Source organism: Mahella australiensis 50-1 BON (genome assembly GCF_000213255.1).
Taxonomy (GTDB): domain Bacteria; phylum Bacillota; class Clostridia; order Mahellales; family Mahellaceae; genus Mahella; species Mahella australiensis.
The window spans coordinates 2,889,910-2,912,151 of sequence record NC_015520.1; the positions used below are offsets into that span (position 1 = coordinate 2,889,910).

The 22,242-nt window shown below is 44.2% G+C and carries 18 protein-coding genes; 5 read left to right on the top strand and 13 right to left on the bottom strand.

The features are described from left to right. Positions 1–156 precede the first annotated feature (156 nt). The 4 genes from MAHAU_RS13520 (at position 157) to MAHAU_RS13535 (ending at position 4,650) form a co-directional block, all read left to right on the top strand. Positions 157–1,866, top strand: coding sequence for a proline--tRNA ligase (locus MAHAU_RS13520; RefSeq protein ID WP_013782285.1), 1,710 nt, complete (start codon positions 157–159; stop codon positions 1,864–1,866). 68 nt (positions 1,867–1,934) lie between these two features. Further along, positions 1,935–3,869: a flagellar filament capping protein FliD gene (fliD, locus tag MAHAU_RS13525; protein ID WP_013782286.1), complete on the top strand. Its 1,935-nt coding sequence runs from the start codon at positions 1,935–1,937 to the stop codon at positions 3,867–3,869. A 30-nt stretch (positions 3,870–3,899) separates the two neighbouring features. Continuing rightward, a complete protein-coding gene (gene fliS, locus MAHAU_RS13530; RefSeq protein ID WP_013782287.1) occupies positions 3,900–4,292 on the top strand; it encodes a flagellar export chaperone FliS in 393 nt (130 codons plus the stop codon). Between the two features lie 4 nt (positions 4,293–4,296). Continuing rightward, on the top strand, positions 4,297–4,650 hold the full coding sequence (locus tag MAHAU_RS13535) for a flagellar protein FliT (protein WP_041644165.1): 354 nt from the start codon (positions 4,297–4,299) through the stop codon (positions 4,648–4,650). A gap of 2 nt (positions 4,651–4,652) precedes the next feature. Here the strand turns inward: MAHAU_RS13535 and MAHAU_RS13540 are convergent, their stop codons facing one another. From MAHAU_RS13540 to iolG, 12 genes are all read right to left on the bottom strand, one after another. After that, positions 4,653–5,648 (bottom strand): ABC transporter substrate-binding protein, encoded by a 996-nt coding sequence (locus MAHAU_RS13540; RefSeq protein WP_013782289.1) that lies wholly within the window; start codon positions 5,646–5,648, stop codon positions 4,653–4,655. 48 nt (positions 5,649–5,696) lie between these two features. Next, positions 5,697–6,731: an ABC transporter permease gene (locus MAHAU_RS13545; RefSeq protein ID WP_013782290.1), complete on the bottom strand. Its 1,035-nt coding sequence runs from the start codon at positions 6,729–6,731 to the stop codon at positions 5,697–5,699. Between the two features lie 35 nt (positions 6,732–6,766). Further along, positions 6,767–8,284 (bottom strand): sugar ABC transporter ATP-binding protein, encoded by a 1,518-nt coding sequence (locus MAHAU_RS13550; protein ID WP_041644166.1) that lies wholly within the window; start codon positions 8,282–8,284, stop codon positions 6,767–6,769. A 115-nt stretch (positions 8,285–8,399) separates the two neighbouring features. Beyond that, the gene (locus tag MAHAU_RS13555; RefSeq protein ID WP_013782292.1) at positions 8,400–9,866 is read right to left on the bottom strand and encodes an ATP-binding cassette domain-containing protein; all 1,467 of its coding nucleotides are present in this window, start codon (positions 9,864–9,866) and stop codon (positions 8,400–8,402) included. Further along, positions 9,856–10,899, bottom strand: coding sequence for a sensor histidine kinase (locus MAHAU_RS13560; protein WP_013782293.1), 1,044 nt, complete (start codon positions 10,897–10,899; stop codon positions 9,856–9,858). Before MAHAU_RS13560 ends, MAHAU_RS13555 begins: the two co-directional genes overlap by 11 nt. 7 nt (positions 10,900–10,906) lie before the next feature. Then, positions 10,907–12,523 carry a response regulator transcription factor gene (locus MAHAU_RS13565; protein ID WP_013782294.1) on the bottom strand — a complete coding sequence of 539 codons (1,617 nt, stop codon included), beginning with the start codon at positions 12,521–12,523 and terminating at the stop codon, positions 10,907–10,909. Positions 12,524–12,662: 139 nt separating this feature from the next. After that, positions 12,663–14,186, bottom strand: coding sequence for a CoA-acylating methylmalonate-semialdehyde dehydrogenase (locus MAHAU_RS13570; RefSeq protein WP_013782295.1), 1,524 nt, complete (start codon positions 14,184–14,186; stop codon positions 12,663–12,665). An 18-nt stretch (positions 14,187–14,204) separates the two neighbouring features. Beyond that, positions 14,205–14,984, bottom strand: coding sequence for a 5-deoxy-glucuronate isomerase (locus tag MAHAU_RS13575; RefSeq protein ID WP_013782296.1), 780 nt, complete (start codon positions 14,982–14,984; stop codon positions 14,205–14,207). A 15-nt stretch (positions 14,985–14,999) separates the two neighbouring features. Then, positions 15,000–16,076 (bottom strand): transaldolase family protein, encoded by a 1,077-nt coding sequence (locus tag MAHAU_RS13580; protein ID WP_013782297.1) that lies wholly within the window; start codon positions 16,074–16,076, stop codon positions 15,000–15,002. Positions 16,077–16,104: 28 nt separating this feature from the next. Further along, positions 16,105–16,998: a myo-inosose-2 dehydratase gene (iolE, locus tag MAHAU_RS13585; RefSeq protein WP_041644734.1), complete on the bottom strand. Its 894-nt coding sequence runs from the start codon at positions 16,996–16,998 to the stop codon at positions 16,105–16,107. A gap of 17 nt (positions 16,999–17,015) precedes the next feature. Next, complete coding sequence (gene iolD, locus MAHAU_RS13590) at positions 17,016–18,947, bottom strand: 3D-(3,5/4)-trihydroxycyclohexane-1,2-dione acylhydrolase (decyclizing) (RefSeq protein WP_013782299.1); 1,932 nt, start codon at positions 18,945–18,947, stop codon at positions 17,016–17,018. 17 nt (positions 18,948–18,964) lie between these two features. Continuing rightward, positions 18,965–19,990: an inositol 2-dehydrogenase gene (gene iolG / locus MAHAU_RS13595; protein ID WP_013782300.1), complete on the bottom strand. Its 1,026-nt coding sequence runs from the start codon at positions 19,988–19,990 to the stop codon at positions 18,965–18,967. Positions 19,991–20,217: 227 nt separating this feature from the next. Between iolG and MAHAU_RS13600 the strand changes: the two genes are divergently transcribed. Beyond that, entirely contained in the window at positions 20,218–20,847 is a 630-nt protein-coding gene (locus MAHAU_RS13600; protein ID WP_013782301.1) for a hypothetical protein, read from the top strand. Here the strand turns inward: MAHAU_RS13600 and MAHAU_RS13605 are convergent. Beyond that, the gene (locus tag MAHAU_RS13605) at positions 20,844–21,845 is read right to left on the bottom strand and encodes a LacI family DNA-binding transcriptional regulator (RefSeq protein WP_013782302.1); all 1,002 of its coding nucleotides are present in this window, start codon (positions 21,843–21,845) and stop codon (positions 20,844–20,846) included. The genes MAHAU_RS13600 and MAHAU_RS13605 overlap by 4 nt on opposite strands. Between the last annotated feature and the right edge of the window lie 397 nt (positions 21,846–22,242).

Consider the following 22,242-nt stretch of genomic DNA (forward strand, 5'->3'; position numbering starts at 1 on the left):
TCCCGTATACAAAATCAACTGACTTAACTATATGCGTTTCATAGATTATAGTCAAGCAAAATTTGGCCTATATCTCTAATTCCAATGTTTTTATTTTTTTATCCTCTATGGTATAATAATAAGCGATTATTTGCGATAAAGGTGGTAAATTTACATATGAAAATGTCGGAAATGTTTTTTACAACGCTGCGCGAAACTCCGTCTGAGGCTGAAATACCCAGCCATCAGCTTATGCTCCGCGCAGGGCTTATGCGCAAGTTGGCAAGCGGTATATACAATTACTTGCCGCTTGGCAAGCGCGTACTCAAGAAGGTTGAGGAGATAGTGCGCGAGGAAATGGATAAGACTGGCGCTCAGGAGATATTGGCCTCGGCGTTGCTGCCGGCCGAATTATGGAAGGAAACCGGGCGCTGGGACGTATTTGGTCCTGAAATGTTCAAATTAAAGGACCGAAATGAGCGTGAATTCTGCCTCGGCCCTACGCACGAGGAGATATTCACTGATATAGTCCGCAACGAAATAAAATCGTATAAACAGTTGCCTTTTAACCTATATCAGATACAAACCAAATATAGAGATGAGAAACGACCGCGTTTCGGCGTTATGCGCTCGCGTGAATTCATAATGAAAGACGCCTACAGTTTCGATAAAGACTGGGACGGGCTGGATATATCATATAAAAAGATGTACGATGCCTATTGCGCCATATTCGATCGTTGCGACCTAAAATACTGGGTGGTGGATGCCGATACTGGCGCTATGGGCGGTAAGGATTCCAACGAATTTATGGTGTCCTCCGATGTCGGGGAGGCTGAAGTGGCTTATTGCGATGAATGCGGATACGCGGCCAACATTGAAAAGGCTCCGTGCGTGAATCGCCCGATTCACGCAGAGGAGGCTGAGAAGGAAATAAAGAAAGTGGCTACGCCCGATGTAAAAACGGTGGACGAGTTGATGCATTTCTTCAATACCACCGCCGACCGCTTTGTTAAGACGCTCATATACGCGATAGACGATAAAGCAGTAGCGGTCATGTTGCGCGGTGATCGTGAGGTGAATATCACCAAGCTTCAAAATCTTTTCAAGGCATCGGCCATAGAGATGGCCGACCGCAATACGGTGGAGAACGTTACCGGTGCCGAGGTTGGCTTCGCAGGCCCGATTAATATAAATGTCGATGCGCTGGTAGTGGACGACGAAGTGGCTCATATGAAAAATTTCATAATAGGCGCCAATGAAACCGGTTACCACTACGAAAACGTAAATTACGGCAGAGACTTCAAAGCCGACGTAGTCGCCGATATACGAAACATAGAGGTAGGGGATCCTTGCCCTAAATGCGGAAAACCCATAAACATAGCCCGCGGCATAGAGGTAGGCCACATATTCAAGCTCGGCACCAAGTACACCGAGGCGTTGGGCGCCACATACCTGGATGAAAACGGACAGGAGCAGCCCATCATCATGGGCTGCTATGGCATAGGCATAAACAGAACAGTAGCCGCTATAATAGAGCAACACCACGACGACAGGGGCATAATATGGCCCATGAGCGTAACGCCATATCATGTAATCATCGTCGTGGCCAGCAATTATCAACCTGAACAGATACAGGCCGCCGAAAAAATACACTATGAGCTGGTTTCGCGCGGAATAGAGGTGCTGTTGGATGACCGCGACGAAAGAGCGGGCGTCAAATTCAACGATGCTGATTTAATAGGCATACCTATACGAATTACCGTAGGCAAAAAAATAAGCGCTGGTATGGTGGAATTCAAGCGCCGCGATAAAGCCGATAGCATAGATATACCTGTAAGCGATATCGTCGATAAGGTGATAGCTGAAATAAAGCACGAACTGGCATAAATACCTATAAAGCTCCCTCTGTTTTTTGCCGAAAATAAAGACAAAGCGATAGAACGGAGGGATTTATTATGTATATGAATCCTATAAATACATTTAGGGTAAGCGGCCTGGCATCTGGCATAGACACAGAAAGCATAGTGAAGCAGCTCATGACGGTCGAGCGCCTGCCTTTGGACCGCTTAAAACAAAACCGACAGATAATAGAATGGACGCAGGCGGCGTATCGAGATATGAACAGCGCATTATTGGCCTTTCGCAATCAGGTGTCCAACATGCGCCTGCAGGGCAACTTTCTAGCAAATAAAGTTATGTCGTCAAACGAATCGGTGGCAACGGCTACGGCAAGCGGATCGGCCACCGGGTCGGTGTATGATATAAATATCGATCAATTGGCGGCGTCGGCCAAGGCTATAAGCACCGACGGCATATCCAACCTAAAGAGCGTGCTGACAGGTCAGGGCATAACCGCTTCTGTAACCATAGATTCATCGTCTAATTCATTCCATCTCAAGGTCGGCTCCAATACTGCTGTTATAACGCTTGCAGAAGGCGCTTATAACACCGCAGGCGGCCTTGCAGCGGCCATACAGGCAGCCATAAATGCAAAGGCATCGGAACTCGGCATAGCGGAAGATGCTATAAAAGTATATGCGACACCCGATAACAAACTTCGATTTGTATCCGATTCATCCATCAAATTTGAGCTTACGCCGACCGATACAAATAACGCTTTGAGCAAGCTCGGCTTCGACGTGCCCGCCGGCAGCTCGATCAAGTCTACTGTCCAAGGCGTGGATATAAACACCCCTATAAATCAGATGATAAGGGAAGGTCGACTGGTAGGCGTATCAGCCCCATACGCAGACAATCTCGACTTCTCCATAACCACATACAATCAGGAGGGTACGGCTATAAGCCAGACCTTTACCATAGACCCTAATACGCAGAGCCTGCAGGACGTCATATCGGCCATACAAAATTCCGGCTTAGGCCTAACCGGGTTTTATGATGCGGCCAGCGATAAAATAGCCTTCACATCAAAATATACCGGAAACAATAATGCTGCTGGCGCAGATATAGAATTCGGCGGTGACGATGCAGATTTTCTTAACAATGTCATGAAGTTTGGCATAGTAAATGAAACCAAACGTGGCGTGACCGATGGCCAAGACGCCTCGTTCACCATAAACGGCCTGACTACGTCGCGCAAAAGCAATACATTCGCCTTAAACGGCGTCACCTTCACGCTCAAGAGTGCTGGAGCAGCCACCATATCGGTGCAGCAGGATACCGATGCCATAGTGAATAAGATAAAGGATTTCGTAACGCAATACAACGATATAATGGATAAGGTCAATTCGGCGCTGACTGAAAAGCGCTACAGGAATTATCTCCCGCTCACCGATGAGCAAAAGGATGCCATGAGCGATAAGGAAATAGAAAAATGGGAGGAAAAAGCCAAAAGCGGCTTACTAAACGGCGACAGCATACTATATAAGTCATTCTACGATATGCGAAACGCCATATCCCGTCCCGTAGAGGGCGTAAACGGTTCACTTAATTCTATGTCAAAACTAGGCATAACATCTGGTCTATGGTATGAGAATGGCCGCCTTTATATAGATGAAGCCAAGCTGCGTGATGCCGTATCCAACGATCCTAGCGGCGTTATGGAGCTTTTTACCAAGACGTCCACCGCCACTGATAAAACGCAGGCCTTCAACGAATCCGGCATAGCCCAGCGTTTATACAATATAGTAAACAACACTATAAAAGCTATCACTGATAAAGCCGGTCAAAGCAACAGTTTATTCAAAGTGGACAACAGCGTATTGGGTTTGCAGATGAAGGATATGGATAACCGCATAAGCGATATGGAACAGCGCCTAACAGATATTGAGAACCGCTATTACAGACAATTTACGGCTATGGAGCAGGCATTGAATCAAATGAATGCCCAGAGCGCATGGCTGGTTCAACAATTAGCTGCATCTCAACGATAAACAGATGACGAAAGGGGTCATATATAGATAATGATTTTAAATAATCCTTATCATCAGTATCAACAAAACAGTATCATGACGGCCAGCCCCGGCGATCTGATACTGATGCTGTATGATGGTGCTATAAAGTTTATAAAGCAGGCTAAAGTATATATAGATGAGAAAGATATGCAAAAAGCCAACAATGCGATATTGAAGGCGGAAGACATCGTAGCCGAGCTTATGGCTGACCTCGATCCGGCCTACGATATATCGCATGATCTATACAGCCTGTATGAGTTTATAAACGACTGCCTCGTAAGAGCTAACATAAAAAAAGATAAGGTGCTTCTTGACCAAAGCCTTGATCTCATAAGCGATATGCGTCAAACGTGGGCTCAGGTCGTCAAACAGTATCGCCAGCAAGAATACGCGGGTATATGATGCCATGTCTTATTTAGAGCAAAGGAAAGCGCTTATGCTCAAGATAAAGGATATAGCGTCCATGCAGCGTTTAGCTGTACAAGAGGCTGATATACCAAAGCTTCGGCAGCTTATAGATGAGAGGCAACGCTGTATGGATGCCATAGATGCTTTAAGCGATAATAGTTTTGATACAGAATTAGCCGATACAATTGAGCAAGTACAAGATATAGACAAAGAAACTCATTCAATATTAGAGCATATGATGCATGACGTGGACGATAAGCTCGGCAGTATAAAAAATACAAGAACCGGCTTAATAAGATATAATGCCGGGGTATCGCAGATACCCCCGGCATTTGTGGACAAGAAGATGTGATTCTATTGAATACTGTCAACGTTGTCTTGGCTGACAACAGACACGCCCGTATCGACATTCGGATTATCGATTTTTTCGCCTTTAATGGCTTTTACTGCGGCCTTTATGCCTTCATATCCCATAGTCTCGGGATTTTGCACTATAGTACAATACAGCCAACCTTCCTTCACCAATGAAAGTATCGCATCAGACTTATCGAAGCCGACACCCACTATATCTTTTTGCCCATATGCTTTTATGGCATTGCCAACTCCGACAGTAGAACCTTCATTGGTACCAAAAATACCAACTACTCCGTCGGTAATATAATTATCTGCTATATCCTGGCTTTTCATGGCATCGCCTTCACCGTATTGGGTGGGAAGCAATGTATAGCCTTTCCCTTCCAATGCCTCGCGGAAACCTTTTTCGCGCAAGACTGTAGAAGTCGTCGCGGAATTTACGTTCACAATACCTACTTTACCGTCTTTTTTACCGGCTGCCTCCAGAGCTTTGATCATTTGTTCACCGGCTGTTCTGCCAGCAGCCTGATTATCCGTCGCAAAAGTCGCATATGCCTCGGTATTGGCCGGAGAGTCTACATAAACAATCTTTATACCATTCGTCTTCGCTTCTTCCAGAGCCGCCGTAACAGCATCTGGCCCAGTCGCAGCTATTACTATGGCATCAGCCCCATCGGCAATCGCATTATTAATCCGCTCTATTTGCTGAGCATCGTCTTTTTTATCGGGGGCCATCCATTTATAATCGATATTTCCAAGTTCCTCAACTGCCTTCTTAGCGCCTTTATCTACCGCAACCCAATGCTGATCTGTGCTATCCATAGTGATAAGGATAATCTTATATTTTTCACCTTCATTTTGCCCCGTCGCATTGTCAGTAGAACCATTGGTCTTCCCTTCGCCAGCCGTTTCGGAATTATTCTGGCTGCTGCATCCAGCCAAAACACTCACCAACAAAACTGTGCATAATAAAACTGCTAAAACTTTCTTTTTCATGCAATTTACCTCCAAATATTTTTTATTTATTAATTAAAGCATATAGCTTTAACTAGCCTTTTGTATGGGTATCGTTTTATCCTCGAGCGCTTTTTTTCTTGGCCTACCAGTGCGAATGACCACATCGAGTAAAACAGATACGACGACAATCGTGCCTATAACAATATTGCGTATGGCCACCGGTGCCCCTGCAAACTGGAGGCCGTTTTGAAGCACTCCCCATATAGCAGCACCAACGACAGTTCCCAGCAAAATACCTTGACCGCCCAGCGTGGATATACCACCGATAACAGCCGCGGCTACCGCGTACATTTCGTACATGGTACCGGCGTCCATGGTTCCCATACCCGCCGTAGCACATGTTATAAGGCCAACTACGGCGGCGCAAAATGAGCTTATGACATAGGTAATAATCACCGTCATGTCTGTATTTACACCGGACAGCTTGGCTGCCTCAATATTGCTTCCTACGGCATAAATATACCGGCCGGTGCGCGTCCTGCTTAAAATGAAGTTAAATACCAGAAATATGGCCAAAGCTATCCAAATCGTGTTATATACTCCTGCCACACTGCCATAATAAAAAAAGTCGCGAAAGCCTTGCGCCGCTTTTCCTATGGCATCGGTATTATAGTTGTTATTAACTATCTGGGCTATACCGCGAGCAACCGTCATAGTGCCTAACGTAGCGATAAATGGCGGCAGTTTACATTTTGCAACCAATGCACCATTGAGTATACCAACTCCAAGACAGCTTATGAGCGTAACTAATACAGCTGTCCACGGGTCAACACCCCTTGTCATTAAGGTCGCAGATATCATAGTGCTCATGCCTACAACCGACCCTATAGACAGATCAATATTTCCCGTAATAAGCACATAACCCTGCCCAATACCGATAATAAGTATCGGAGCGATTTGGCGAAGTAAATTTCCGATATTTCTAGCAGAATAGAACGATGGATTTAAAAAGCTAAACAGTAAGCATAACGCTATCAAACCAATAGTGCCAGTTAAAACCTGCCCCATCCCGCGAATGGAAATTAATCTTTCCCATAAATTCATTTTTTTCGAGTTTTCCATCTTCAATACTCCTGACTATAATCTTATAAAACGCATTATACCGCTTGCTTCTGTGTGAGCTTAGACTCAAACTTGGTCGCATACTCCATAATAAGGTTCTCCGTCGCTTCGCTGGAATATAGTTCTCCGGTAATCCTTCCATCACACATAACTATTATCCTGTCGCTTATACCCATTATCTCCGGCATTTCCGATGACACAAACAATACGCCGATCCCTTGTCGCTTCAATTCATTCATAAGGTTATAAATTTCCACTTTCGCCGCCACGTCTATGCCTCTAGTAGGCTCGTCAAAAATAACTATTCTGGAATTACGTGCCAGCCATTTGCCTACAACAACCTTTTGTTGATTTCCGCCCGAAAGGGATGCGGCATCGACTTCTATACTCGGCAGTTTGATGCTTAAATTCCTAACAGTATTCTCTGCCACTTCGTATTCTTTCCTGCGATTGACAACGCCAAAATTGGTACAAAGAATATCGAGATTAGGCAATGCTATATTCTCTCTAACGCTAAGCTTAACACATAAACCATCTCTTCTGCGATCTTCCGGCACAAGCACTATACCCGAACGGATGGCGTCTCGCGGGCTATTCACCATAACTTCTTTGTTGTCCACAAAAATTCGTCCCGATTCCTTTGGATCAGCACCAAAAATCGCCCTGGTGGTTTCAGTTCTTCCTGCACCCATCAATCCTGCTATGCCCACAATTTCCCCTTCATATATCTCAAGATTGATATTGCGCACTAATCTGCCTGCATTGAGATTCTGAACTTCGAAAATCTTTTTACCGCGTTGGCAATCGATGCGAGGAAACCTATCCTTGATTTCCCGTCCCACCATATAAGATATTATTTCGGACATCGTCGTATCCTTAAAGTCCATCGAAATAATATATCTGCCGTCGCGCATAATGATAACGCGGTCTGCGATATGTTGAAGTTCCTCTAAACGATGTGAAATATATACGATACCGCAGCCTTCTTTTTTTAATTTTCTTATTATTTCGAAAAGATCCTCAATCTCCTCCGAAGTAAGGGCGGAAGTAGGTTCGTCCATTATCAAAACTTTAGCATTAATAGAAAGCGCTTTAGCGATCTCTACTAATTGTTGCTGAGAAACCGGTAATCCCCCAACAATCGCTTCAGGATCTATATTTACATTTAGTCGTTTAAGAATATTCCTTGCCTCATCATTCATTTCACTATCCTTTAGTATCCACGAATGCGCTTTTTCACGACCTAAAAAAATATTTTCCGCCACAGATAGATGAGGACACAAGTTCAGTTCCTGATGGATTATAGCTATGCCGAGCTCCTGCGCTTTTTTAGGTGTTATATCTTCTACGATCTGGCCGAATACCTTGATCTCACCTTCATCTTTGGTATACACCCCGCTCAGCACCTTCATGAGCGTGCTTTTACCCGCACCATTTTCGCCCAACAATGCCAATACCTCTCCGGGCTTTAATTGGAACGAAACATCCTTCAGCGCCTGTACACCTGGAAAGCTCTTGCTTATATGGCTCATCTCCACGATATATTCATCCATCTCTCTCACCTGCCTTAATTCCATATTACATAATCCAGTATAACATGGAACCATAAGCGAGATAAGGGGAGCAGCTTTTGATTTATAGGGGATTTTTTCACATGTTTTTAAGTAACTATAGAATTATGCTCTCAGAATTGAAAAGATAAAAATCCTCTCTGGGGTATTCTGCCTGAAATGTACCTTTTGACACAATAATAAGTTTATCGGCTACGGCTAGGGAATCCGCTATATTAGTTGCCAATATCACAACAGTGCTTCCTTGTTTTTTAAGTTGATTTATCAGTTCTATTATATGCCGACGCAAATACATATCAGCATTTGCAAAAGGCTGCACACAAAATACGATGTCGGCTTTACAAAGGTGAATCCTATAATAGACCAGATCATAAAGCGACTGCAATTTCAGCTTCATAATATCTGTTTCATAAATGTCACTTCCTATTACGGGTTCATATTCCTGCGCAATGCTGTTGATAACCCTTCTACTCAATCGAATGGGGTTACGTTTTTTATCTACTAGAAAGCACAGATTAGCCAGATAACTCATATCTGGAAAGAGCATTGTCGATACAGGATTTTCCTGAATAAATGCTACGCCGTATTTAAGCGAATGTTTTGCCAACTTCTGAGTGTATAGTTTATTCCTTAAGTAAATCTCGCCGCTATACTGATGTAGCTGACCATTCATCAGTCCAATAATATCCTGTATAACGGCATTATCCATATCCAGTAAAACTGTACTTTCTCCTTTTACAATAGTAAAAGTAAGTAACCGCATATGTTCCGTACACACAGCTTCAAATGTTAAAATTCCCTTATCACCAGTCACACTCAATCCTTCTCGTTTCACTTTAGCAAATTCTCCAATGTAATATGGAGCTATATTTTCATTGTTAAATTGATCTCTGTCCAATACCCTCAATATTTTGCCATCTCTCATAATTGCCATGCGATCGCATACTTTAAATGCTTCCTCATGATGGCTGCAGATATAGACAAAAGAAAAACCTTGACCGCAATAATATTTTAACAGGCTATGGAATTTTAATAAATCCGTGGTACTCAATACGTTGCTTATTTCGCGTATAGCTATCAATTTAGCTCCCATCACTACGGCACGCAAAAGTTCGGTAACGCATTTTTCATATGGAGTAAGGCTTGATACCAATCTGCTCCCATCCAGATCAATGCCGGCATCTTGTGTATAACGCCGCAATTGCTCCTCCAACACTTTGGAATTAATAATGTATTTTTTAAATCCCAAACGCATCACATATACATTATCAGCAACGGTAAGGTTTTCGATCAGTTTGCTTTTTTGTTCGATTACAGCGGTTTTATTCATGGTCATCGGGCTATGCTGATAACTGTTTACGAGTTTTTCATTAAAATAGACACGCCCGTACTGTATAGGCACATTCTGGCCGAGCAGTTGAAGCATGGCGTCCTGACCGTTGGTATTTATACATACAAGCCCCATTATCTCGGATTGAAAGATATGAAGATTGAAATCGTTGAGCAATGTCATCTCGCTCTGTACGACGGTAACATGCTCCATCCTCAATACTTCATTTTTCATATAGCACCTGATTCCTTTCAGTGATTTTTGGAAGGGTGATCTCCACATCTGTTCCGGCGTTCAGCGTGCTGTATATACATATACCGTATTCCTCCCCAAATAACAGTTTAATCCGGCTGTTTACATTGGTTATAGCTATTCCGCCGTGTTTTTCATTCTCCGGTTTTATATAGTCCAACGGCATGCCCTTTAGTCTATCACTGATTTCTTGAAGTTTCTCTTCGGTCATGCCGACACCGTTATCGGATACGGTGATAATCAAGCGTTTGGCTGTGCACTCTATTTTAATGCGCACTTTGCCTTCCCCTATTTTTCGCTCAATGCCATGATAAATTGCATTTTCCACAATAGGTTGAAGTATCAGTTTAGGAACCCTGCATGACATAATCTCCACCTCATCCTGCGCATCATATTCCACGCTCAGGCTGAGCCGTTCTCCAAAGCGGTACTGCTGAATAATGTAATAGTTGTCGACATTTTTCAATTCGTCCTCTAATGTAACCAGGTTTTCAACATTAGAGATGGTATAACGGAAAAAAGTAGCCAGTGCCTCCGTCATTTTTGCGACGTTATCCAGCCCCGCGCTCAAGGTTTCCCCACGTATTCCTTCCAATGTGTTATATAAAAAGTGCGGATTGATCTGATTTTGTAGTGCAAGATAATGGGCTTGCTTTTTGGTCGCGTTGAGAATCTCATAGGTTTCCATAATCTCCTGAACTTTTTCTATAACTTTATCCATTTCTGGACTCAACGTTATATGCCGGTCAAATAGGGCATCGATAGTATAACCGGCTGCAAATAGCTGCAAAACCTTTGCATTTTCTCTGTATGGCTTATAAATCCATTTGTAATATACCAAGAGAAGCAGCACCATTGATGCATAACCTATCAACACATAAACAATGCCGATACACCCCTGCACAGCAAGTACACTTACAAAAATCAGCAAAAATAATATAAAAGCAAATAGTGCACCAGTCAACCAAAAAATTCTGGTTGATAAATACTTTATATGTTTAAACTTCATCTGCATCACCCACTTAAGAATATAGCTTTCGATATTCGCTCGGTTTAAGACCTGTATTTTTACGAAAACTTTTCGTAAAATGCTTCAAATCACTATATCCCACCTGCTCGCATATCTCAGCAATACTTAAATTGGTCTCCCGAAGAAGTTCTTTGGCCTTATTTACACGCGTTTCCGTAAGATAATCCACAAAATTTGTACCGCTTATTTTTTTAAATAACGTACTGAAATAAGTGGGGCTGAAACCGACTATGTTGCTTATATCTTCTAGCGATATAGGCTTCATATAGTTCTCTTGTATATACTGCTTCGCCAGCCTTATAGGCCTGGTTTCTTCTTGTTCCTTTTGTTGTGCGATTAATTTAATGGATTCGCCTATCATCATACAGAGATAAGCGAATATCTCATCAACCGTTTTGCAACGCCAGGCATGAATATGAAATTTTTCCAAAAATTCATCACCATGATGAATAGCAATCTGATTGTTGCGTAGATGCGTAAGATACATCTCACACGCTTGTTCTGCAAGAGATATAATATCCAATCCGCTCAAATGTTTTTCCGCAGATATATTATTATAAAAATTCTTTAAACTGCTCAAGACAGCATCGGAATTCAGGACTTCTATAGCCGGCCCCATCGACTTATTTAATTCCGCCATTAAACGCGCCTGTAACTGGAGAGACTGATTCATAACTTCGCCCTCGATTACGCGGCCCGTACCCAGCAGCAGGCGCTGGCCAATGGCATATACCGCAGAATTGAAACTATCCTTCAGGCCGTTTATGTCATCATACGCCTCTCCCACGGCTATAGTGAATTCAAATTGCTCAAATGCCGCCTTTTGTTGTATCAGTTCGTCCAGTATCCCTTTTATCTGAGCACGTATGAATTTTTTCCTTTCAATATCGTAGTTTAATATGCAATAGACTGTGCTGTCATCCATATAAGTGCCAATTTCAAAGCATTGCGTCCTTAAAAGATTATCTATAATCCGGGATATTTTCTCTTCTAAGATCGGAATAGCACTGTTATATTGATCATCATACCCGCAATCGATTTTTACCCCTATGACTTGAAATATACCCGATTGAAACGAATAATGATAATAGTCATTGGCTGAATCGATTGTCAAGTCTTCTGTCGTAGCACCTTTTTTTAGTAAACACTTGCTAAAAAGATCCGCTCGCAGTTTATCCGCGTCATTTTCTATCTGTTTTCTCATACGCTCTTCTTCACTAAGTTGTTTTAAATTGCGAGCATACTTGGCCTTTATTTTTTCCAATGCAGACAAAAGATCCTCTTGCTTTATAGGTTTGAGCAAATAATCACCAACGCCATACTTAATGGCATTCTGTGCATATTCAAAATGCCCATAACCGCTGATTATGATAAAGTTTAATTCTTCTTTTATATCTTTTGCGCGACGTATCATTTCTAGGCCATCATATCCCGGCATACGTATATCAGTGATCACCAGGTCCGGAGAAAGCGTTCGGATCATATCCAATGTTTCTATACCGTTATGCGCAATGCCTATTATCTCCATGCCCAACGAATTCCAATCGATTAGGTTTTGGATTAACTGGCATACATTTTCTTCATCATCTGCGATAATAACTTTAATCATGTTTACTCCTTGCCTTGGCGTCATTCGCCCAGGCCTTCATGAATGATCTACAATAATAATGCCGTGGGTCCCGTAGGTCCACGGCATTATTATATCATATATTTTTCTGTTTTTATATCCGCTGTTTTTATTCCTTAAACTATATACCGCCTCCAACAGAGCCGTCCCATGTATCAACCTTGGTCCTCTTCAGCTCATCCTCGTCAAACCACCGTGTCGTCACCGTTTTTGTCTCCGTATAGAACCTTACCCCGTCCTTACCCAGCACATGCAGATCGCCTATAAACGACATCTTATGGCCATTGAACGGGAAAATGCCGACCGGCACCGGTATGCCAACATTGACCCCTACCATACCGCCGTGCGTTCTCCTAGCAAACTCACGCGCATAGTACCCGTTTTGCGTGAATATGACCGAGCCATTGGCATACGGATTGCTGTTCATAACCTCTATGCCTTCTTCAAAGTCTTTGACCCTTTTTATGCACAGCACAGGCCCGAAAATCTCCTGTTGGCCTATACTTATTTCAGGCGTCACATGATCGAATATGGTCGGCCCAAGGTAATAGCCGCCTTCATAGCCCGGCACAACTATGTTTCTGCCATCGAGTACTAATTCGGCCCCTTCCTCAATGCCCTTTTCTATCCACTTTATGATGGAATTCCGGTGCTCGGCCGATACCACAGGGCCCATCTCGGTCGTCCTGTCATATGCCGGTCCCACTTTCAAAGCGCTGGCTTTCATTTTAAGTATCTCAACCAGTTTATCGGCTATGCTCTCCTGAGCCACTATGACCGGCAAAGCCATGCACCTTTCGCCTGCACAGCCAAACGATGAATTCATAATGCCGGCCGCGGTCCTTTCAAGTGGAGCATCTTCGAGCACCAGGCCATGGTTTTTGGCCTCTCCCAAAACCTGCACCCTTTTGCCGTGAGCTGCCGCTGTTTCGTAGATATGCCGGCCTACCGATGTGGAGCCCACAAAGGATATGCCCTTTACATCGGGATGCTTCAGCAGTATCTCCGATTCGTTCCTACTGCATGTGACGATGTTCAGCACACCGTCGGGCAGGCCTGCTTCCTGCCATAGCTCGGCACATCTCATGGCTGTCATAGGCACCATCGAGGCTGCTTTTATCACTATAGTATTGCCCGTAGCCAGGCACAGCGGTGCCATCCAACCCATAGGGATCATACCTGGGAAGTTCCACGGCACTATGCCGGCGAATACGCCTACCGGTTCTCTATATAGCGTTGTATCATATCCCTTAGACGTATCCATGAGCGATTCACCCAACATGAGCGTGGGTATGCCACAGGCAAACTCGATCGGCTCTTTTATCTTGAGCACTTCGCCTTTGGCTTCTTCCCATACCTTGCCATTTTCATGCGCTATAATATCGGTGAGTTCATCTATATGGCTTTCCAGTATGTCCCTGAATTTGAATATTACCTGAGCCCGTTTCATAACCGGTGTCTGCGACCAACTTACGAAGGCCTCTTTAGCAGCTTCCACCGCCATATTGACCTCCTCGACGGTACAGCACGGGGTCTGCGCTATCACCTGGCCCGTGCTCGGGTTGTGTACATCCATGTACTTGGTTGTCTTGGATTCTATCCATTTGCCGCCTATGAAAACCTTCAGTTTTTTTATATCGCTCACTTTTTCTCCTCCATTACGTTATTTTGCCGGCCAGATCACGGCATCTTCCTGCATTGCCCACAGATGTTCCGATTCAAATGTGGGCGTTATATACGGGTTGCCTTCCAAGTGGCGTATAACCCATATATAATACATGGCATAGCCGGGGGCCGATACCTGAGGATGGCTGGCATCGTTTAGTATCTCTACAGTATCGTTGTTTTTGACTTTTAGGACGTTTTCGCCGAGGTTGCAAAAGCCGAAACCGTTCTCGGGACTAAATTTATAATAATATATCTCCGGCTGCGGATGATGGTGCGGCGGATAGCTGGACCATTTGCCGGGATAGTTTATCACCTCTCCCAGCACCAGGTTGGAATAAGGCGCATTGGAATAATCGAATATGGTTCTCACTATGCGCGTGGCCATCTCGTTCACAGTTCCTTTACCTCTTTCTTCGCTTCGGCATTCTTCATCCGAATAAAGATGGGCATCAAAGGCAACGCTGTTATCGGTCTGTGATACCGACAGCTCCGCTTCGTCGCTTATGCATTTTATGTTTACAGCAATCCCGGCCGGCACATGCAGGCACCATGGGTTTTGATCTAGAAAGCTTTTTCTGTGGACAATGGCCTTTCTGTTACCCCATTCGAAAACCACATCGCCCTGTATGAGCAAAAATGCGCGTTCTTTTGCCGACGCGTCGGCAAATCCCTGATCCTTTTTCAATTTCAGTATACCAAAGTCCATTCCCGTCTGATCTTCATACACTATACTGTTATAGCCGTAATCAAAAGGCTTACCCCTTCTTATCAACACATGTATCCTCTCCTTTTAAATGGTTATCATAAATCCCCTTATAACACCTAAAAGCTGTTCGTATCCTTCTATAAAGGATTTAAGGGTTTTCTTTGTGGCGCCAAATCCATCGAAATCCTCGGGTTTCATGCCGTCGGCATCGTATGCTCTGCGGAAATCGTCAAATTTAGCGTATAGTTCATCGATTATCTCCTTGTCGACATCATTATCCATCCTAGCAACTACTTCGATGTCAGAAGCATTGAACATCTTCTGCCATTTATACGGTATAGTAAGCACTATGTCGCCGCCCATAAGCTCGCTCCATTGCAGGTAGTTCCTATAAGCTGCCGCCAAAAGGCGCGTTCTATAACCTCGCTCTTTGTATATCCTATAGGCTTTTTTCATGGCGGCTATGCCAGCCCAATCGAGGTATCCCGGCGTAGCAAGTATTTCATCTTTTTCAGCCACATCCTTGAGCCAATCGTCCAAACGTCCCACCATTATCGTGCATACCGGCCTCATTGAGGCTATATCCTTGCCTTCTTTTTCCCTGCTGTCAAGCCCCCTTTCTATAGCCTCGGCTACAGCCAGCGACTGGGGAACGGTAAAGCAAACCGTCGCATTTATATTAACGCCGTTGTATGTGGCTTCTTCTATGGCCTCTATGCCGGCCTTCGTGACCGGTATTTTTACCTGCATATTAAGCGCCAATGTATTGAAATGTATGGCCTGTTCTGCCATCATCTCAGCATTTCTGTAATATTTAGGGTTGGTCTGTATGGATATTCTGCCTTTTAATCCATTTTCTTTATCGAATACCGGCTTTAGCAGCTCTGCTCCTTTGACGGCCATTTCCTCAATTAATTTCCATGCCACGTCTTCTTCCGTGCCCTTAGGCATCTCTTTTATTATCTGATTTATTCTGTCCTGCCAAAGATGCATTTCTTTCTTTAATACATTGAATACTATCACCGGGTTGGTAGTAGCCCCTACCGCACCGTTTTCTATAGCGTAGGTCAGCTCCTCCACTGAGCATGAATCATTCCAAAAATCCGTAGGCATCGTGGATGCCATCCTGTGCAATGGGCTTTTATAACCATCCATAGTCATTTAAAATCACCTCGACAAAATATTAGTTTTATAATCCGGCTTTCACCTTTATATATTCCCTGGCCTTTAAGGCGTATTCCAGCGGATTAGCCTTGGCCGGGTCCTGTTCCGCTTCCACCACCATCCATCCTTCATATCCTGTATCATCAAGAACTTTGAATATAGGGGCAAAATCTATCATGCCATCGCCGGGCACTGTGAACACACCGGCTCTTACGGCGTCGAGAAAGCTCATGTCCTCGCGTTTAACCTTCTCTAAGACATCTTTTCGGACGTCTTTGAGGTGCACATGTTTTATTCTGGCAGCGTATTTTTTCACCACTTCCACCGGGTCTTCGCCCGAGAATACCAGGTGCCCTGTATCATAGAGCAGATATACGAAATCCGGGTCAGTCATACTCATAAGCCGGTCGATTTCTTCCAGTGTCTGCACGCCGGTGCCCATGTGATGGTGGTAGGTCAATACCATCCCCTTATTCTGAGCCAATTTACCCAGATAGTTCAATCCATCGGCCAGGCGTTTCCACTCTTCTTTGGTAAATATGGGTTTACCAGCAAACACGGGTATATCTTTTAATCCTTGTATGCTGTGCCCTTGCTCCGCCGCGCCTATTATCTTCGCACCTAATTCATATAGAAGATCCCTGTGCTTTACGAATGCATCCACTGTTTCCTGCAGGGGTTTGGTGGTGAGGTATGCGCTGAACCAAGCATTGCATACCCTGAGGCCCCTCAGCGACAGGGCTTTTTTAAGCACCTGGGGATCTTTTGGATACTTGTTGCCTATCTCGGTGCCTTCAAATCCAGCCAGCGCCATTTCGCTTATGCATTGTTCAAATGTATTTTCTGCGCCTAGTTCAGGCATATCGTCATTGGTCCATGCTATGGGCGCTATGCCCAATTTCACTTTGTTTTTATCCATATCGTTCATCCTTGCCCTCAATACTTTCTTGCTTTTTTGAGCTCTTCTTTCAATTCCTCAGTAGCTTTCACTATATCCTGTTTGCGTGCTACCTCAGCATTGCCCACTCTCCACCACGATTCGTAATCATGCGTCATGGTCTTGGGCAATACTTTTATATCTATCAGCGTGGATACGGTTTGCTTCTTGGCATCCTCTATGGCGTTTCTAAGCTCTTCTTCGCTTCTAACACGATAGGTCTTGCAGCCGTAGCCTTCGGCACATTTGGCGAAGTCTATGCACATAAGCTCGCCATCAAGCTTCCCGGTCTGCTCGTTTCTCATGCGAAATTCGGTGCCGAAGCTGCCCATGCCGTGGCCCATCTGCAGGTTGTTTATGCAGCCGAACGAGGCGTTGTCGAATAGCACCACGTTTATCTTTTTGCGCTCCTGTATAGATGTTATGAGCTCGGAATGAAGCATAAGATAAGAGCCATCCCCCACCATAGAATATACCTCGACATCCGGCCTGGCCATCTTCACGCCCAACGCAGCATTTATCTCATAGCCCATGCATGAATAGCCATATTCCATATGGTAGGTATCGGGGGCTTTAGGCCGCCACATCCTCTGCATATCACCCGGTAAGCTGCCCGATGAACCGACTACTATTGCATTGTCATCTATTATCTCGTTCAATATGCCCAGCACTCTGGTCTGAGGCATGTATGAGCCGAATTTTTCTCCGAATTCTTCTATCACTTCATCTCTTTGACCTGCTATTTCTGGCTGGAAGCCCTCGCCATATTTGATGTTTGCAAGCCTATCCAGCTCTCGCAACCACTTGTCCCTGGCCTCTTTTATCTCGGTGGTATAGGCCGATTTGTAGCCTGTTTCTTTGAGCTCTTCGCATATGGCCTCAAGCGCCGCCTTAGCATCGGCCACCACCCTTACCCCATCCAGTTTGTAGGCATCGAACGAAGCTATATTTATGTTGAGGAAATCAACATCCGGATTCTGAAAAAGCCATTTGGATGATGTGGTGAAATCGGTATAGCGCGTGCCTACGCCTATTACCAAGTCGGCTTCTTTTGCTATAGTATTGGCCGCGATGTTGCCTGTCGCGCCTATACCGCCCAGATTGAGCTCGTGGTCCCATGTTATGGCACCCTTGCCGGCCTGGGTTTCTCCAAACGGTATGTTGAATGCCTCGGCAAATGTTCTAAAAGCCTCCTGCGCTTCGGAATACTTGACACCGCCACCGCATATCAATATGGGCTTTTTTTTGCTCATTATGAGCTTTACGGCATCGCTTATCATCTCTTTGGTCGCCGGCATGCGTTCTATGCGGTGCACGCGCTTTGCCAGAAACTCAACGGGAAAATCGTAGGCCTCGGCCTCGACATCTTGAGGCATGGCCAATGTTACAGCGCCGGTATCGGCCGGATTGGTCAGCACTCTCATGGCGTTTATAGCTGCCGACATGAGCTGCTCGGGGCGCGATATCCTGTCCCAGTACCTGCTTACGGCTTTGAATGCGTCGTTTGTGGTTATGCCTATGTTGTAGTATTGTTCCACCTGCTGCAATACCGGGTCAGGCTGCCTCATCGCATATGTATCGCCCGGCAAAAACAGTACCGGTATGCGGTTAGCAGTAGCCGTGCCGGCTGCCGTCACCATATTGGCGGCGCCCGGCCCTATAGATGATGTGCAGGAGTATATCTGCCTTCTGTGCATCTGCTTGGCAAAGCCTATGGCTGCGTGGGCCATGCCCTGCTCGTTTTTGCCCTGGTGCACTATCAGTTCCCCCGGGTCCTCTTCCAGCGCTTGGCCTATGCCCAACACGTTGCCGTGGCCGAATAGCGCAAATACCCCTCTTACAAACTTCTGCTCGACGCCGTCGAATTCGATATACTGATTATCCAGAAATTTGACCAGGGCTTGCGCTGTGGTCATTCTCATGGTTTTCATAATACCACCTCTAATTTTTATATGGAATTCTCTATTTCATGTATTTTAACCGGCCTGTTTTCTTCCAACGATTTCTTAGCCGCCAAAGCTATAAGCACCGGTTTTAAGCCATCTTCACCGCTAACTGGAGGATCGGTATCATTTATAACAGCATCTACAAATTCTTTTATTTCCTCAACAAACGAATCGTTGTACCTCTCGAGGAAGAAATACTTTGGCTTTTCGCCTATAATCCCATCAGCCGTGCTTAGAATTCTTGTGGACGGCGTATCATTCTGATCTTCGGCGCTGCCATTGGAGCCAAAAACCTCAACGCGTTGATCATAGCCGTACGTGGCCTTTCTGCTGTTGTTTATGACACCTATGGCTCCATTTTCAAACCTAAGCGTTATGACTGCCGTGTCTATATCGCCTGCTTCGCCTATGGCAGGATCCACCAGCACTGCTCCCGCTGCATATACTTCTTCTACCTCGCTTCCTGCCAGATACCTTGCCATATCGAAGTCATGTATGGTCATGTCCAGGAATAAGCCTCCAGATGATTTGACATATTCTATTGGCGGCGGTGCTGGATCCCTTGAGGTTATTTGGATTATATGGGGCTTACCCACTCTGCCTTCTACTACCGCTTCTCTAACAGCTTTATGGTTGTGGTCAAACCTCCTGTTAAAACCTATCTGCAGCTTTACACCAGCGGCTTTTACCGCATCTAAGGCGGCTTTCACCTTATCTACCGATAAGTCTATCGGTTTTTCACAGAATATGTGCTTGCCGGCTTTGGCCGCTTCGATTATGAAATCGGCATGTGTATTAGTGGGTGAGCATATAAGGACGGCTTCGATTTCAGGATTGTTCAAAATATCTTTGTAGTTTTTTGTAACAGCGTGTATACCGAGCTCATCCGCCCATTCTTTGATCTGATCCGCAAAAATATCAGCTATAGCCACAAGCTCTGCCTTCGGCACATTGCGCACAATATTTTCGGCGTGAAGTTTACCTATCCTCCCCGCACCTATAATGCCTATTTTAAGCCTTTCCCCCATAATCAAATTCTCCTCTCAAAATATATTAGATAATTCCTCTTTAGGATATCAAACGTTTGCATTAAAGTCAACGTTTTTTATGAATTCAGCTATCAAGACTGTATGTATATAATCTTATCGCTTTAATATTGCAATTTATCGTTTCAATAATCGTTTGCACAACTATACTTGCGTAAAAGAAGATATCTATGCTAAAATAAATCATATCATTCGGGGGTGATAAAAAAATGAATTCGGCAGAACAATCAAAAATTATTATAAAAGAAAATAAGCAAGGAATAAGCTTAGAAACTCCTCGTTTCTCTCTATCGTACGGACAGGCAGCGGATGCGGATATAGGAAATCGTCGGCTTATTAGTTTTAACATACTTTCAGCGCTAAAAGGAGGAGACCATGACGTTATCCTCGAGGTTGACAGCTCTCTGCTAAATGCCCCGAGGCAACATCGGGCCGATATAGCACTGGATTTTGTTCGCGCTGTGCGCAGCGCCGGTATAGATTTCAGATATGATAAGAATGCTGAAAAGACTTCTTTCTTTTCTCAGCTTTTTAGAATAGGTGATACCGGCTCTTCATTTCGTCACCGTGTTTTAACGTATGTCCCAAAAGGTATATGGAACAGTGAAACCTTTGTAAATATTTTACCCACTCAGGGTATACGGTATTATATAGTGCCGCCTAATGCTCAAAGCAGCAAACTGCTGGACGACATGCGCCAGGGTTATATATTAGATGATGAGAAGCTGGATATATTCGATCTGATAGTCTTCGACTGCTGCATTTTCGGCCAAATGGGCATATATACAAAGCATCTTTCGCTAGATGATATAAAAGGGCGCTTAAAAAATATCCTTTAAATACTTCTGCAAGTCCTCCTTATAATAAGCCTAGGTTCCAGTATCTTTTTTATCGGCGTTTTATCCTGCGGACTATTTATTTTTTGTATTATTATTTCCGCTGCTAATTGGCCTATCTTTACCTTTGGCTGAGCTACTGTGGTAAGGCTGATCTTATCAAAAGAGGCAAAACTTATATCATCTATGCCCATAACCGATACGTTGTCAGGCACTTTCAGTCCGAATTCTTCTACGGCCTGTATCACGCCTAGCGCCAGCACATCGTTGCCCGCCAGTATAGCGGTGGGAATATCGTTATAGATCAACAGCTCTTTAGTAAGTTCATAGCCGCTCATCTGTTTGAACTGGCCGTGCATAGGAGAATACCGCAGCGGCAAACCATAGGATTTCAGTGCTTCCCGATATCCTTCAAAGCGCCGTCTATCGCTGCTGCTGTTTTCCAATCCACCTATGTATGCTATATTTTTATGTCCTAATTTCAGCAAATATTCTGTCGCCATATATCCGCATTTATAATCGTCAGTAGCTACAAAACTGCAATCAGGATCATCAGGACTGTAAGTGACAAACACTACGGGCGTATCTCCACCATTAAAATTAGAGATTATATGGCTATCATCTACTGCCGGCGCAATTATAATACCATCCACCATCTTGCTCTTGAGGGCTTTTAGATACCTCTCCTCCCTCTCAATCTGCCAGTTGGTCGTACATAATAAAACGGTATAGCCATTATCATATGCGTGGCTCTCCACCCCCTGAGCCACTTCGGGAAAGAATGGATTTGTTATATCGGGTATTATAAGCCCTATGGTCTTAGTGGCCTTTGTAATCAGACTTCTGGCTATAATATTGGGCGTATATCCCATATCTTTAGCCAATTTCTTAATCTTTTTTTTAGTTTCCTCGCTGATATCCGGATGATCGGAAAGAGCACGGGAAACTGTCGCATATGATACATTAGCTGCTTTTGCTATATCCTTTATAGTTACGCTCATGAAGTCATCCCTATCCAAAACAAGTTTTCTTGAGTATAGCAAACGTTTTCGCAAATGTCAATGATAATTTTTTAACAAACTTATTGAAAACTATAGGATACCGGTTGGTAGCAGTACTCCAGACCCAGGGCTAGAGTATGAATATATTTACCTCCAAAGCTTTTCTAAAGGGCTTTTTTAAAACTGCTACAGCTTTATCATCTTTAACAAAGATATACCTTCTAAAGGATAGTGCAAAGTGATTGACCATTCTTTACTTAGGCCGGAGCTTATTGTAGAAAAAGTATATGAAGACCGTAGATTAGCCAGAGAATATGATGTTGCGGGCGCATGTAATTTTTCTGAAGCAAATTATGGTAAATATAATGCAGGATGCACCGCGTAAGCAACGGCATAA